Genomic DNA, 15,993 nt, shown 5'->3' with positions numbered 1-15,993 from the left:
ACGCAGTGTCGTGCATCGCACCTCGGCCAGCGTCGCGTCCAGCTAGGCAAAACCGACGAGTTCGGCTTCAACGCCGTCGAGGACAAGGTTCACGTCCACGACCTCAACGCCACCATCCTCCACCTGCTAGGCTTCGACCACACCAAGCTCACCTACCGCGCCCAGGGAAGGGATTTCAGGCTCACGGATGTGCACGGGAACGTGGTGAGGAAGATTTTGGCGTGAGACCAAATTGAGCACCGACCGAATCCGGGTTGAAGGTGTTCATATGAAGGCTGGAGGCTATCCTAATCCCAAGGCGGGTTTCGTTCCGTCCCCGGTTTCCCACATGGCAGCCCAAAATGCGCTATCGTGTGTTGTTCTCGAGCACGAGCAGAGCCCGGCCCTTTTCATCCATCTCATCCATCAATCGACGGTAATCCACCTCGAGTCCCATGGGCAGGTAGCCGCCGCCGAGGATAAGATCCTTGTCGCCGTCGCCATCGATGTCACCGGAGGCGATTGTCATCCATCGGTCTGTCACAGGGGTCTTGATCGATTTGGCGGCAAAACCCTGCCCGCCCAGGTTTTCCAGATACACGAAATCCTCCCTTTTCTCGCTGCTGAAATCAGGGTTGAAGGCAATTGCTGCCAGATCGCAATCACCATCCTGATCGAAGTCTTCCACGGCGACTCCGTAGGCTCCGTACATCGGGTAGGAAAAGCTCTCTTCAAACGTCAGGTTGCTCTTGTTCAGATAGAGACGTATCCCGTGGTAGGGCTTCAGGGTGTTGTAGGGATCGGAATCGACGTTGTCACCATTCACCGTGATCACATCGAGATCACCGTCATAATCGAAATCGACCCACTTGAAGCGCACAAATCCCCAGGCGGAATGCTTTTCAAGAATGACTTTACGCTCAAACTTGCCCCGCCCGCGGTTGAGGAAAATGCTCAGGTTCTCGCGGGCGTCTGCGAAGAGCACCGCCACATCCGGCAGGCCGTCCTTGTCGAAATCCGCGACCTCGCAGTCCACCGCCCCGGGTTCGGTCGCAAGGACGATGGATGGCTCCAGCCCGAACTGCCAGCCGTTGGCCTCGGTTTTGTAGATTCCGACACTTCCCTTGGAGGAGCCGAAGTTCGTGACCACCACTTCCTCCGCCCCATCCTGGTCGAAATCGCCGAAGCCCATCGCCGACGGGCGATGCAAGCCGGTAAGCGCGATCCCCTTGTTGACGTAGGAATGCCCTTCGCGGACGGCGAAATTGATTTTCCCGAGCCGGTTGTTTGCAAATCCGCCCACCATATCACCAATCGAGAGCAGATGTATCCCCTCGCCTCCCTGCCGAGCCTGCAACCAGAGAAACCCCTTAGTGTCTGTGTAGGATTGCCTTCTCAATTCCTTCGTCAGGGTGGTGAGCGATTGGTAGCTGCTGTCACCGACGAGGATTTCCTGATTCCGCTCATCGATATGAATCAGCGATGTCACTGCAAGCGACCTGTTGAAGTCGTGAGGGCGCACACTGAAGAGATCAAGCCCCATAGCGAGCTTCGGTTTGTCCGGCTGCGGGAGGGGAGACTTGGGCGCGGCTGTCAGATAATAATCCCGGATGGCATCCCACTGTTCCTCGGAAACCATTGGCTTTCCAGGAGCGGCACCGATCTGCTGCACGAGTTTTTTCCGACTCCTGATGAGCTGAAGCACTTCCGGGGACGAACCTTCCAGCGGAGAGAGGTCATCCACCCCCATTCGGAAACCCATGTACGGAAGCAGGTATCTCCAGCTTCGTTCGGGAAGAATGCCCGGATCGGGAAAACGATGGCATGTGGCACAATGAACACTGGCGAGCCGCTCCCCCTCGCCAACATCGGCACGGGATTCAAAAGATAGCATAATCGCCACAAGGCATACGGACGATTCGCAAAGAAATTTCATTCTATGAAGGACGGGCGATGCCGGGAAAATCGTATGATTTCGGGCAAATAACAACCTTGAAACACTTGGAATGAAAAACCTTCGTGATGAACAAGCGTTACGGGCAGGGGAAAAAATTGATTTTTTTCACTTGCCAAAGCAAATTTCGCCCTTTTTAGTAAAGAATCTTATGCGTTTGCAGCATAAAAACCCCCTGAAATCCATGCAAAATATGACACAAAGAAAGACAGTCAGCCTGGTCGCTTTGCTTGCTGCGGCATTTGGCTCTTCTGCCAGCGCGGCAACCATACTAATCGATGAGGATTGGGAGAGTCCGGTTGGCGCAGTTAATAACGCTTTTATCGACGCACGCAACACCGTCTCCACCGTCTATCCTGGTTGGATTTTCAACGGCAACGGCAATGTTTACCAGATCCGCAATAACCAAGGCGACGGGGTTCCTGTCACGGGCTTTGTGATGAAAATGGCGTGGTTCAACACTGCGGATACCGCCGAGTATGATACGGGACACACGTGGACATCTGGTGATCAGTTCACGCTCTCCCTTAATGCCACCGAACAGAATTGGGGAAGCGCCAATGACCGATTCATGACCGTTTCCCTCGTGGAGACCGTCAGAAACGGTAGCAACGTCCTCACGGGGTCGACCGTCTGGAGCACCACAGAGGAACTCATCCTTGACACCGCCCATGATGCGCCACCAGAGGGCTACGGTGCGAACGCCACGTTCAGCTACAGCATCAACACCAGCCAATTCACCGGTGGAACCGAAGGCTCCGGACTCACCCTGGTCATCGCAGGCTCCGGTTCCAGGGGATACAATTTCGATAACGTTTACCTGGATGTGACGCCCGTACCCGAACCCTCCACGACCGTCGCCCTCCTCGGCCTCGGCGGAATCGCGCTGTTGCTGCGCCGTCGCAGGTAAGCAGGAAATCGACCGACGGATCCCCAAACAACCCACTCTCTGCCAAAGGGGGTGGGTTTTTCATTGCCCGTTTCATTTAAGCCAACAACCTAAACGCCATAAAAAGCGCGCTCGCGATGAAGAAACCGATAATCCCCCGAATCTGGAAGATGAGGCTCGTCGCGGCGATTCTCGCACCCACCCTGTTTCTTCTTGTGGTTGAGGGAATATTCAGGATCGCCGCATACGGGGACCCAACCACATTCTTCCTGCCGGTGACAGGGCGGGGCGATCTTGTCACCGGCAACCCCCGCTACACCTACCCGTATTTTCCCAAGCAACTGGTCCGCGAGCCGGACATGATCCGGATGGGCAGGAAAAAGGCCGAGGGCACCTACCGCATCTTTGTGATGGGGGGATCCGCCGCCCGGGGAACGCCTGATCCGCGGTTCAGCTTCGGCCGGATCCTTGAGTTGATGCTGCAGGAGGCCTATCCAGGCCGGCGTTTCGAAGTCATCAACACCGCCATGGTGGCCGTCAACTCCCACGTGGTAATGCGGGTCGCCAAGGAGTGCGCGGACTATGATCCCGATCTCTTCGTGGTATACATGGGCAACAACGAGGTCGTCGGCCCCTTTGGCGCCGGCACCACGTTCAACCGTCAGACACCGGGACGGGGAATGATCGCCCTGTCGCTGGCTGCCAAATCCTCCCGAACCGGCCAGTTTGTGAGGAATGCCATCGAAGGATTCGGGGAAAAGTCACTCAAGCAAGCCGAATGGCTCGGGATGGAAATGTTTCTCGATCATCGCGTGCCCGCCACTGACCCACGGATCGAGAAGGTTTACAGCCACTTTGCGGCGAATCTGAATGACATCGTCGAAACGGCGCAAGATGCCGGCGTCCCCATGATCTTGTGCACGGTGCCGGTGAACCTGTCCGACTGCGCTCCCTTTGCGTCCGACCATTCACGCGGTTTGGATGATTCCGCCCTGAAAGAGTGGGAACGGCTTTACAGCGAGGGCGTCTCACTGGAACAGCAGGGCCGCTGGACCGAGGCGGATGAAACCTACGCCGAGGCGGAAAAAATCGACAGCCAGTTTGCCGAGCTTCATTTCAGGCGCGGACGGTGCGCACTAGCAATGGGTGATGACCGTAGGGCTGGAGCATCCTACCAAAAGGCCTGTGACCTCGACACGCTGCGGTTCCGGGCCGATTCGGAAATCAACCGGATCATCCGTGAGGCGGGTGACGCCGACTCCGTGATCCTGCTGGATGCTGAAAAGCGGTTCAAGAGCCTGCCACAGGTCAAGCACGGCCTTCCGGGTGACAAGCTGTTTTACGAGCACGTTCATCTGACTTTCGAAGGAGACTATGAACTGGCCGGCATGGTGTTCCATGAGACGGTCAGGCAGATCGAAGGTTCTCCGATCCACGCCATCCCCACGCAAAAACATTGTGCCGAGCTGCTAGGCCTGACCGGCTGGGACCGGCTTGAGATGGACACCGACATGATGGGCATGGTCGTTAGGCCACCGTTCCTAGGCCAGCTGGATTACTACGAACGCTGCTCTAAAATTCACGCACGAATCCGTTCGCTGCGAGAATACCAGACGGACGAAGGCATGCTCAGGGCGCAACAGGCCCTGACCGCGGCCCTGAGGAAGCGACCCGATGATCTCCACGGACGCATGGCTTTGGCCAGATTGCAGCTACAGCAGAAGAACGCTTCGGAGGCAGAAGCCACAATCCGCGGGCTGATGCGGGATTTGCCCGGCCGAGCCGACTTCCACGCGCTTCTGGGTCAGGCCTTGCTCGCCCAGAAGCGCAAAGCCGAAGCTGATAAGGCATTCGATCGGTGCCTTGAGCTTACCACCGTACCACTGGACTACATGGTATTGATTGCCGAGCACTACGAGCGCGCGGGTGAGAAGGAGCAGGCACTGAAGCTGTTCCGCCAAGCTCTGGAGGCGCAGCCGGGTGTGGCCAGCCGACATAGCAAATTGGGACAACTCTTTGTCCGGCGAGGCGAATGGGTGCAGGCCCTCAGGGAGTTCGAGCTTGCGGATTCATTACTACCCGGCAATGGAACCATACTCTTCAATCTGGGCAGGATTCATTTCGAGAACGGGGATATCAAGGCCGCCGTAGGGAAACTCAGAGATACGCTGAAGGCGAACCCTTTTCATCTGGGTGCTCGCAAGCAGCTTGGTTTGATCCTGAAAAAACAAGGGCACTTCGAAGAAGCCGAAAACCAGCTCTCAATGGTCGTTGCGCAGGAACCCGACGAAGTGGATCTCAGGTTGCATCGTGCGGAAGCTAGGATTGCCTTGGGGCGATTTGACGAAGCCGAATCGGACTACCGCCAGGCATTGGAGATTTCCCCCAACGAACTCAACGCAGCTCTCGGACTGGCCTGGGTCTTGGCCGTTCGTCCGGAAACCACGGAGGGCAAACGCAAGGAAGCTGTGGAATTGGCGAGGCGGGTGGTGCAGGACACAGGAAGAAGCTCAACCGGACCGCTAGACGTATTGGCGGCGGCACTGGCGGCAACCGGAAACTACGAAGAAGCCGAAATCTGTGCAGATGAAGCCTGGGGTCTCGCTCTGCTTACGAAAGACCAGGAGCTTGCCGCCGCGATTCTCGATCGTCTCGCCCTGTATCGGAACCGGAAACCGTATCTTTTGCCGGAATCCGAATCCAAGTAGCCTCTTCACGGCTGTGAGACGGGGCGGCAACTGCCAATTTCCAACCGAGGGGCTTTGACCACACCCGGTTCACCTTCCGCTCCCAGACCCGCGACTTCCGACTGACGGATGTGCCTGGGAACGTGGCAAGTAAAATTCTGGCGTAAGGATAAGAATGCCTCTGGCTCCTCATATCAACCCGAGCGAGCCGTTCTCGATTCTCCGCCAAGGAGCCGGAGGCATCCTTCTCCATATTCATTTCGCCAGTCGTGCCTCCAACATTTCCCGCATTTCGGTGAGCGCTGCGAGCGGCTTTTCCGTGCGGGCTAGGTTGGTGAACTGGCCGGGGTCTTTCTCCATATCGTAGAGTTCCTCGGAGCCGTCGGCGTAGCGCATGTAGGCCCAGCGGGCGGTGCGGAGGGCGTGGTGCTTTCCGTTGAGGGAGAGGGCGGCTTTGCGGATGGTGGTGGAAGGGTCTTTGAGGATGGGGAGTAGGCTTTTTCCCTGGACGGTTTCCGGGATGGGGAGTTTGAGGGTTTCGCAGATGGTGGGGTAGATGTCGGTGAGTTCGGCAAGGGAGTTGGTGCGGCCGGGTTTCATGCCAGGGATGGCGATGATGAGGGGGACGCGGGTGACTTCCTCGTGGAGGTCGGATTTCTGCCAGAAATGATGCTCGCCGAGGTGGTAGCCGTGGTCGCTGGTAAAGACGATTGCGGTGGAGTCGGTGAGGCCGAGGCGGTCCAGCTCGTCGAGGATTTTCCCGAGCTGGGCGTCCATGAAGGTGACGGTGGCGTAGTAGGCGGCCCACATGCGGCGGATGTTGTCGGGGTATTGGTCGATGCCGCATTGCTGGCTGAGGGTCTGGCCTTGGCCGGGCTTGGGGATGTCCGCGAGGTCATTTTCCGGGACGATGGGGAGGGGCATATCCGCAAAAGGGTATCTGGCGAAAAGATCCTTGGGCGCGACGTTCGGGTAGTGGGGGCGGACGAATCCGGTGGCGATGAAGAAGGGTTTTCCGGCGTGCCGTTTCAGGAGTGAGTTGGTGAGGTCGGCGGCTTTCCAATCGGGCTGGTCGGAGCCGTCACCACCGGCCTCGACGGAGACGAACATGCGGTGGGGCATGGCGGTGGTCTGGCGGCCATCCATTTCGCGGGTGAAGATGTTTTTGTTGAGCAAGGCGTAGAGGCCGGGGGTGTGGGCTTCCTTTCCGGAGGGGTTGAATTTCTCGTCCCAGCTTCCGGGGATGTCCTCGCCATCGCTGCCGGCGATGATGTCGCCGGGGACTTTCATGTGGAAAATCTTGCCGACGCGGGCGGTGAAAACGCCGTGCGAGCGGATTTGGGCTGCGAGGTTTTTCCCTTCGGAGCCGGTGTAGCGGCTGTGCATGAGGGAGGTGCGGGAAGGCTGGCACCAGGTGCCCTGGCAGTAGGCGCGGTCAAAAACCATCCCTCGTGCGGCGAGTCGGTCTATGTGGGGAGTGGCGCAAATCTTGTTCTCGTAGCAGGCGAGGGCGGAGGCTTTCAGGTCGTCGGAGATGAGGAAGAGGACGTTCTTCACCTGCGCTTTTGAAGCGATGGGGGCAAGTGTCAGAAGGATTGCGATAGTCTTGCTCATTGGCATGAGCGTAGCTGGTGGCTGGTTTGTTGCGAACATGAAATGGTCGGCTTGCTCCAAAGGGTTTGCAAAGCTCTTCCCCATGATGGACACAGGCTCATGCCACGCACCTTTGCAGAGCTTTACCAAGCGGAAGCCTATCCGGCGATGAGCCACCCGTCTGCGGATCCGGCGGTGAATGCGGCGGTGGCGCGGGCGGCAGGGCTAGAGGTGGTGGATCCCGGCGGCGCGCGCATCCTGGAGATCGGCTGCGGGACGGGGCATCATATCCTCTCGCTGGCGAACCGCTGGCCGGGGGCGGAGTGTGTGGGGGTTGATATTTCCGGCAGGTCGATTTCCGTGGCGCGGAACCTTGCGCGGCAGGCGGGGATGAGGAACGTGAAATTCTGCGAGTGCCCGGTGCAGGAATTTGCGCCGGAAGGTGATTTCGACTTCATCATCGCGCACGGGGTTTTCTCTTGGGTGCCGGATGAGGTGAAGCTGGCGCTGATTGATTTCATTGGGAAACGGCTGGCGGCGGGCGGGATCGCGGTGGTGAGCTTCAATGTGGCAGCGGGATGGAAGGCGAGGATGGCGGTGGTGGAAAAGGTGCGCATAATCCAAGCGGCAGGCGGTGTGGATGAGATGACGGCGCTTTCCGTGATGGCGGATGTAGCGGAGGGCGATGAGAGGGAAATCGTGGCCGACATGCTGGCGAAGGGGGCTGAGGTGCTGGCTTTCGATGACTTCGCGCCGGTGATGGATGCTTGGTCGCTGGGGGCGGTGATGAAGCTGGCGGAGGCGAGCGGGCTGCGGTGGCTGGGGGATGCCGTATCCGGGGAAAAAGGAAGCGATGCGGGGGATGGGGCGGAGGGCAGGACGTTCCGGGAGGAGGTTTTTTGCCGAGCGGATGCGGTGCTGGGAAATCCGAAGATGCCGGCCAAAGCCGCAGCTCTCCAGAAGAGGGTGCCGGATTTCCCTAAGCTGGATGCTTGGCGGCTGGTCTGCGCGCGGGAGTGCCTGCCGCTGCCGGATGAGGGGCTGAAGCCGTGCGTGTTCACTTTCCCGCAGCTAAAGGTGCTGGCGGCGATGGACGGCAGCCTCTCGGTAATGGCACTGGCGGACTACGCGCGAAAGGTGTCCCCGGAGCTGGATTTCATCCCGTGGCTGCGGCATGTGGCGGAGCGGGGCTTGCTGGGGTGAAGCATCGGCGGCAAGTTCCTTTCGCATTTTCCCGGAAGTTCGTCTAGCCTCGTGGAAGTGGCAGAGCCAGAGACTGAGATACCAATAGATAAAACGAAGAAGCGCGTCGGTCTTCTGCGGAGGCTTGGGCGGCTGGCTTTGTATGGTCTGGTCGTGCTGGCGGGCTTCCTGCTGTGGCTGAACGGGCCGGGGATGAGGTGGCTGGGGCCAAAGGTGGCGGAGCATTTCATCGGAAAGGCGGGGATGGAGGGAAGCCTGCGGTTGGGGGGAACTTTGCTGGGCGGGGTGGAGGTGTATGATCTGGAAATTTCCGGGAAAGAGGGGGCGGTGGAGCGGATCATGGTGGAGCGGCTGGTGACGGATTACCGCTTCATGGAAGTGATCAAGGGGAAGGTGCGGGGGATATCCGGAAAAGGGATACGGGCGGAGATCAGGGTGGTGCCATCGGTGGACGAGGAGAAGCCACCGCTGGATTTTGCTGCCCTGGGGAAAACCCTCGCGGGAGTGCGGGAGAAGATTCTGCCGCTAGCTCTGGATCTGGAAGATGTGAGTTTCATGCTCCGGCAGGAGGGGGAGCGCGTGGTGGAACTGGAGGACAGTGATTTCTCCCACAAGCCGGGTGAGGACGAGATCCGGCTGGAGCTGGGGCGGGTGATCGCGCCGGACGGGAAGTTCACGCAGAAGCAGAAGGCGGAGCTGGTATGGGAGGAGTCCGGGCTGACGCTCGACAAGCTGGAGCTGCTGCCGATGGCGGGGATGCGCAATATTGCGGTGATGCTACCGGAGGACGGGGCGATTGCGGCGGAGGCGATGATTCGGCTGGGCGGCGCGATGCTGCGGCTGGATGTGGGCGCGGGGGTGAAGGATGTGCGGCTGGATCTCATCGAGGGGGAGCTGGATTTCGGAAAACTGCTAGGCGGCTTCGGATTGGGCTTTCCGGTGAAGGGGCGGCTCACATCGCTGGCGGTGGATCTGGAAAAGGTCTATCCACAATGGCAGGCGGGAGTTGGGATGGCGGAGGTTTTTGTGGAGGGATTTTCCTACGATGGCTGGGAGGTGCCTGAGCTTTCGGCGGGGCTGGCGCTGGAGGATAAGAAATTTTCCGCAAGGCTGGCGGGCAAGGCGCTGGGTTCGGATTTCAGAATCGGTGGCGGGGGAGAATTCAAGAGAGCCGCGCTGGTTGGGGATGGTTTTGTGACGGATGGGATCTCCGGAGATCTGGATGTGGACCGTCTCGGGGAACTTTTGCGTGCGCTGGACAAGAAACTGGATCTGGGCGGGCGTTTCGCGGAATTTCCGGAGAGCGGGATCTCCGGGAAATGGTCGGTGGACAAGGATCTGGCAATGGATGTGGATTTGCTGGCGAAGGCGGCGGATGCGGAGGTGAGCACCATACGGCTGGATGCAGGTTATGCTGGGAAGATCGTGACGTTGCACGCGCTGGAGACCGAGGGGCGAAAAATTTCCGGGACTTTCGATACCGAGACGCAGGGTTATGCGATGCGCGAGGAGATGGACGGCTTTCGTACGGAGAGCATCGCGCCGTGGCTCAAGGGGGCGGGTGTGGAGCTGCCGGGCGCTGGGGTTTTCTCGCTGGTGTGGGAGAACTCGGGAAACCTTTTGTCGGACATCCACAAAGGCGAGCTCAGGGGTTTTTCCGGGGAGTGGAAATGGGCGGATGCGGGCAAGGCTCCGATCATGGCGAGCGGTGCGGCGAGCTATGATTGGCCGGGGAAGTTGAGCCTGGAGGGCTTCGCCGTGGAGACGGAGGGGCAGACGCTGAAGCTGGATGCGGAGCTGGCCGGGAATGGGCTGGAACTGAAGGGGTTCACCTGGATCGAGGGCGGGGATGTGCTTGCGAAGGGGCGCGGGAGACTGCCAGTGCCGGAGGATCTCTCCGGGTGGAAAACCTTTCTCGAAACGGATGCGCGGCCTCTGGCTCTCACACTCGTGACCGAGACACTGCCGCTCGCGAAGCTGCGGCCATGGGTGAAGGGGCTGGAGCAGCTTGACGACAAGGCGACTGGGAAAGTGGATTTGAAAATCGCGGGTAGCCTGACCGCGCCGGAGGTGGATGCGGTGGTGGAGATCCGCGATGTGGGGGTGGCCGGGAAACCCGATATCCCGCTGTCGGATGTGACGCTCAAGGTGAAGGCGCGCGATGGCCGGGCGGCGGTTTCCGCAGAGGCGGTCGCGAAGGATTACGCGCCCGCGACACTCACGGCGGAGATGGCTTTCCTCCCGAGGAAATGGGCGGAGGACACGGAGAGCCTGAAAGCCGAGGCGATCACCGGAACGCTGGATTTGCCGAGGGTCGAGCTGTCGCGTTTCCAATCCCTCATCCCCGGCGCGGAGGAACTCGGCGGCGTGACGGAGGGCAGGCTAACCATCGCCGGGACGGTCGGCGCACCGGATGTGGATGGCAGGCTGAAACTTTTCGGCGGAAAATTGCGGATGAAGGGAAGCGCGATCCCTCCGCTGGACGGGATCTCGCTGGAGGTGGCCGCCGATCTGGAGACCTTGGAAATCAATGGCGGAATCGCGGACATCGCAGGGGGTGACCTGAAAATCTCCGGAAACCTCGATCTGAAGAACGAGGCGGGCGACGGCCTCGGCGGCTTCGAGCTTTCCGTGAAAGGCACGGGGCTGCCAATTGTCAGGAACGATTTCCTCATCATGCGCGCGAACGCGGATCTCAGGCTGGCGGGCGTCATGGCGGATGCAAAGCTCAGCGGCGAGATCGGCATCATCGACAGCGTGTTTTTCAAGGACATGGATCTCATCCCCATCGGGAAACCTTTCCTCAGCCCCTCCGCCGCAGCGCTTCCGAAAGTCGATGCTCCGGAAAATCCCGGGGCGGCGGTGCCTGCACCTTTCAGCGAGTGGACGGTGGATGTGGTGGTCAAAACGATAGACCCCATCCTCATCCGGGGGAACCTTGGGGCGGGTCGCGTGGAGGCCGCGCTGCGCATCGGCGGCACCCTCGGCGATCCGAAGCCGAACGGCAAGGTGCGCGTGGCGGAGCTGGTGGCGCGGTTGCCATTCAGCACGCTGCAAATCCGCGAGGGTCTCCTCAATTTCACACCGCAGACGGGCTTCGATCCAGTGCTGGAGATACGCGGCACATCCGAGCCGCGCCCTTACCGCGTGCAGATTTATGCATATGGGAAGGCGTCCGATCCGCAGCTCTTGCTCACCTCCCAGCCTCCGCTTCCGGAAAACGAGATCATGACCCTGCTGGCCACCGGCACCACCGCCGCCGGGCTGGAGGATTCCCAGGCGGCCTCCTCGCGCGCAATGCAGCTCCTGATCGAGGAGATGCGGAAGGGCAGGTTCCTCTTCGGGAAACAACTGCGTCCGGTGCTAGGGCTGTTGGACAATGTCGATTTCAGCCTCGCGGAATCCGATCCATACGATTCGGACTCATACACTTCCGCGACATTGAAACTCAGCGAGAAGTGGTTCCTTTCCGCCGGGCTGGGCGAAGAGGGGGATCAGAGGTTCATGGCGATATGGAGGTTGCGGTTCCGATGAGACGTTTCCTACAGGCCATGGCCGTCGCCCACGCGCTTGCGCTTTCCGCAGTGGGCGAGACGGAGATCGATATCCAGGGGATGAAGAGCAAGAGTCAGAGCGATGTCCTCCGGCTCATGGCCGGCCGACTCGCCTATGTCCGCTCCAAGCCAGCGACAAGCTGGAGAGCGGCGGACGCGGCTTTCCTCGTGACGGAAGCACTCCGCAACGACGGCTTCAGGGCCGTGAAAGTGACCCCCCGCATCGAGGGATCAGGCCGCATCGTTCTGACGGTGGACGAGGGCCTGCGTTTCTCGCTGGGGAAGGTGCAGATCACCGGCGATGAGGATGCTGAGAGCCTCGCGGAGCTATTCTCGGTGCCTGCCAAAAGGAATGAGAGCTTCGGCACGGGCACGCCGCCCTTCCGCGAGGAGGATCTGGAAACAGGGCTTTCCTACGTTTCCCAGCAGCTCATGGCACAGGGCTACTGGGATGCGCAGGCGGTCTTGCTAAAACAGGATGCCGATTCGGAAACGGGCGAGGTGGACATCACCGTGGCGGTGGATCGCGGCTCTAGGTTCCGCATCGGGCGGCCCACGGTTTTCAGCCCGGACGGGCGAGGTGTGAAGCGGGCGGCCACCACCTGGGAGCCATACATCGGCCGGTGGGCGAGCACGGAAAATGTCAACGGCCTGCGCGCCGCGATGATAGAGGCTTTCAACAGCCGGGGCTATCCCGATGCGGATATCAGGATGGAACGGCGGCTGGAGGGAGACAGGTTCTATCCGGAGTTCGAGATCCGCCTTGGGACACGCGTAAGGCTGCTGGAAATCCACTCCGAAGGCCTCGAAAGGACGAGCGGAAGGCGCGTCAAGCAGATCATGAAATCCCTCGAGGGCGAGTGGTACGACGAGGCGGCGATGAACGGGAAGATCCGGGATCTGTTAGGCACCGGCGCCTTCGATTCCGTGCGCCTGGAGACCAACGAGGTGGCGAGGAAACGCATCGATGCGACACTTCACTTCGAGGAGGCAAGGGCAAAGGAGTTCAGCCTCGCGGCGGGCGCCGGATCATTCAACGGGCCGCTGCTGCGGGCGGGCTACGCCGATAGGAATTTCCACGGCGAACTGCGCGGCCTTTCCGCCGGGCTGGAGCTGAGCGGGCGCGGTGTGCTTGGCGAGCTCAGGCTAACGAACCCATGGTGGCGAGGCACGGACGTAACCTCCCACCAACGGCTCTTTTCCCTGATCCGCGGCTTCGACGGATACACCACCATCGAGACCGGCGTGGAGGCGGGATGGTCATGGGATGTGACAGAGCATTACGCGATGGATCTGCTGCTCGCGTATTCGTTCGTCACTGTATCCGAGAAGGGCCTGCCCCCTGCCCTGCTGGGAGAAACGGACTACAGCCACCTGCGGATCGCGTTCACACAGAAATGGGATTTCCGGGACAACAAGGTGCTGCCAAAGGACGGCTGGCATCTCAGCATCCCTATCCAGATCGGGGCGGCGGTGGGCGACGGGGCGGAGCCCTATTCGAGGTTCGGCCTGCAGGGCGGCTGGCACCATCCGCTGGGGAAAACCTATCAGCTCGGTATCGGCGGCTTTGCCAACTGGGTATCCCCATCCGGGGATATCCGGGACCTGCCGGTGGATCTGCGGGTTTTCAACGGCGGCGCCCGCAGCGTGCGCAGTTTCCCGGAAAGGGAGCTCGGCCCATCCTTCGGGGGCGATCCGTATGGCGGGGATTTCAGCTGGGCGGTGAATACCGAGCTGAGCCGCAGCATTGGCGGGCCGGCGACGCTGGTGGCCTTCATGGATGCGGGGGCGGTGACCGGGAATTACACCGGAATCCGGGAGGGCGGGCTGGAGATTGCGGCGGGGCTGGGGATACGCTTCGACCTGCCCATCGGCCCTGTGCGCCTGGAATACGGGCACAACCTAACCAAGGACGCCGCTGAGCCGGGCGGCACCTGGCACTTCGCCATCGGCGGGACTTTCTAACGGATATGAAACGCGTCCTCTTCATCTGCATGGGCAACATCTGCCGCTCCCCCGCCGCCGAGATCGTGTTCCGGAAAATGGTGGGCGGGGCGGGCTTGGATGCGGGCTTCGAGATCGATTCCGCAGGTACGATAGGATACCACAAAGGCAGCCCGCCCGATCCGAGGATGGCCGCCCATCTGGCGAAAAGGGGCTACGTGGTGGAAGGCCGGTCTCGTCAACTGACGGCCGATGACCTGCGCGATTTCGACATCCTCCTGACCATGGATGAGGAGAATCTCGCGGACACCCTCGCACTCGATCCCTCAGGAAATTTCCACCACAAGGTGAAGCCCTTCGTGGGTTTCCTGGAAGAACACGAGGCCTCGCAGATCCCCGACCCTTACTACGGCGGCAACCGCGGATTCGCGCGGGTGATCGACCTGCTGGAGGACGGTTGCCGTGTGTTGCTGGAGAGGCTCGCGCAAAGAGAGGACTGAAATCCCACCCAAGGGAAATCGCTAGCGGGGCGTTCGCTAAACATATGCAGGCATCCCAATGCGCCATGGTGGCGGAGCGGAGGCCTTGCGGCAACCGAACCAAAAACCACCATGAGCATCCATGCACACCTCAGCGAAGAGGCGCAAGCCCGACTCAATGCGCAGAAGCGCAACTCGACGGTCTCCTCGATCGTGATCTCAGCCCTCGCCGTCGTCCTCATTTTCCTCGTGCTGGGGATTTTCCTGCTGCCCCCAATCCTAGAGCCATACAAACCGGGTGTTACCTGGGTGCCGGGCGAAAAAGCGGAGCCGGATATCGAAAGGCCAAAGGTGAAAACCTCATTGCGCCAGAATCCCTCGCCGCCGAGCCATACGATGACCAAGGTATTGGTCGCGAACACAGCCTCACTTACGGCGATCCCCGTACCTGATACCATCGTTGGCACCCCGAGTGTCGATTTCGGCGATGGAGATGACTTCGGCGACTTCAACGGAGACAGCGACGGCCCCGGAGGCGGGCCTGAATTTACCAAGCTCGATCCCCGTTTTGGCAAGCGCTGCTCAAAGGAAGACCGTCTCGCCCGCTTGCAGGAAACAGGCGGCACCATCGAGGGCGAGGAAGCCGTGGTGAAATCCCTGCAGTGGCTCAAGGCGACGCAGAACCCGGACGGCAGTTGGACAGGCGATCACCCTGTCGCCATGACCGGTTTCGCGCTCCTCGTTTACCTCGGCCACTGCGAGACCCCACTCTCGGAAGAATACGGCGAGACCGTCCTCAGAGGCATCACCTACCTCGTGAACAAAGGACTGGAGAAAGACGGCAGGCTCACCGAAAAGGATCTCGACTCCATCCAATGGGTCTATGACCACGGCATCGCCACCTACGCCCTCGCCGAGTCCTACACCTTCTGCAAGGCACTCAATGTGAAGATCCCCGAGCTAGACACCGTCACCAAGAAAGCCGGCGACATCATCATGCAAGGCCAAGGAAACAGCGGCGGCTGGGTCTATAAGTTCGAGTCCACCGAAAGCGGGGACAACTCCGTGGGCTTCTGGCAAATCCAGGCGCTCAAGGCCTGCAAGCACACCGGCCTCTGGACTGACAGCAAGTTCAGGCCGGCCATCCGCAATGCGCTCGCCTGGCTGGGAAAAGTCCAGGGCAAGGACGGAGCCATCGGCTACCGGGCCAACCCCGCCCAAAGCCCCGGCCTCACCGGCGGCGGCGTGCTCGCCTTCCAGATGTGGGACGAAGGCCGCTCCAGGGAGGCCAGGGACGGCATCAAGTGGATCGCAGAGAACGCGAAGTTCGGGTGGGGCGATGAAAGCGCCAACCTCTACTACCACTACTACCACGCACAGGCCATGATCAACCACGGCGGCAAGCAGTGGGAAGGCTACAACAACATGTTCCGCGACAAGCTCATCAAGGCCCAGAACCCGGACGGATCCTGGACACAGGGCGGCATCAAGCACGGGCCCATCAATGTCCACATGTCAACCTGCATGGCGGCTCTGATGCTTGAGGTCTACTACCGTTTCCTGCCCGGAACCGGCGGGAAATGAGCCGCAACCGGCTCAGGGGCGGGAAACCGGGAGAAAAATGCGATTTTTTGCCAAGAAAAATTCCGGGACACGCGTTCAGGCAGTGTCGAACTGCGTTTTCCGCTCGCCAACGGCGCTGCGGAGGGTA

9 protein-coding genes and 1 pseudogene are annotated in these 15,993 nt (G+C 60.4%); 8 read left to right on the top strand and 2 right to left on the bottom strand.

Annotated elements, in window-relative coordinates:
• Positions 1-45 precede the first annotated feature (45 nt).
• A pseudogene (locus tag HZ994_16455) lies at positions 46-225 on the top strand (DUF1501 domain-containing protein).
• A 121-nt stretch (positions 226-346) separates the two neighbouring features.
• Here the strand turns inward: HZ994_16455 and HZ994_16450 are convergent.
• The gene (locus tag HZ994_16450) at positions 347-1,741 is read right to left on the bottom strand and encodes a VCBS repeat-containing protein (GenBank protein QTN33835.1); all 1,395 of its coding nucleotides are present in this window, start codon (positions 1,739-1,741) and stop codon (positions 347-349) included.
• Positions 1,742-2,372: 631 nt separating this feature from the next.
• Here HZ994_16450 and HZ994_16445 point away from each other — a divergent pair.
• Together HZ994_16445 and HZ994_16440 are read left to right on the top strand one after the other, a co-directional pair.
• Positions 2,373-2,843, top strand: coding sequence for a PEP-CTERM sorting domain-containing protein (locus tag HZ994_16445; GenBank protein ID QTN34427.1), 471 nt, complete (start codon positions 2,373-2,375; stop codon positions 2,841-2,843).
• 149 nt (positions 2,844-2,992) lie between these two features.
• A complete protein-coding gene (locus HZ994_16440) occupies positions 2,993-5,530 on the top strand; it encodes a tetratricopeptide repeat protein (protein ID QTN33834.1) in 2,538 nt (845 codons plus the stop codon).
• Positions 5,531-5,764: 234 nt separating this feature from the next.
• Here HZ994_16440 and HZ994_16435 read toward each other — a convergent pair whose 3' ends face one another.
• On the bottom strand, positions 5,765-7,123 hold the full coding sequence (locus HZ994_16435) for a sulfatase (protein ID QTN33833.1): 1,359 nt from the start codon (positions 7,121-7,123) through the stop codon (positions 5,765-5,767).
• Positions 7,124-7,222: 99 nt separating this feature from the next.
• Between HZ994_16435 and HZ994_16430 the strand changes: the two genes are divergently transcribed.
• From HZ994_16430 to HZ994_16410, 5 genes are all read left to right on the top strand, one after another.
• A complete protein-coding gene (locus HZ994_16430; GenBank protein QTN33832.1) occupies positions 7,223-8,305 on the top strand; it encodes a class I SAM-dependent methyltransferase in 1,083 nt (360 codons plus the stop codon).
• Between the two features lie 57 nt (positions 8,306-8,362).
• On the top strand, positions 8,363-11,839 hold the full coding sequence (locus HZ994_16425) for a translocation/assembly module TamB domain-containing protein (GenBank protein QTN33831.1): 3,477 nt from the start codon (positions 8,363-8,365) through the stop codon (positions 11,837-11,839).
• Positions 11,836-13,824, top strand: a complete 1,989-nt coding sequence (locus tag HZ994_16420; protein QTN33830.1) for a BamA/TamA family outer membrane protein — start codon at positions 11,836-11,838, stop codon at positions 13,822-13,824. The genes HZ994_16425 and HZ994_16420 overlap by 4 nt, the downstream gene beginning before the upstream one ends.
• Positions 13,825-13,829: 5 nt before the next feature.
• On the top strand, positions 13,830-14,303 hold the full coding sequence (locus HZ994_16415) for a low molecular weight phosphotyrosine protein phosphatase (GenBank protein ID QTN33829.1): 474 nt from the start codon (positions 13,830-13,832) through the stop codon (positions 14,301-14,303).
• Positions 14,304-14,414: 111 nt separating this feature from the next.
• Positions 14,415-15,866, top strand: a complete 1,452-nt coding sequence (locus tag HZ994_16410) for a terpene cyclase/mutase family protein (protein QTN33828.1) — start codon at positions 14,415-14,417, stop codon at positions 15,864-15,866.
• Positions 15,867-15,993 lie beyond the last annotated feature (127 nt).

This window comes from Akkermansiaceae bacterium (assembly GCA_017798145.1).
In the GTDB taxonomy this organism is placed as follows: domain Bacteria; phylum Verrucomicrobiota; class Verrucomicrobiia; order Verrucomicrobiales; family Akkermansiaceae; genus Luteolibacter.
This window is presented reverse-complemented; position numbering and strand designations above follow the sequence as displayed.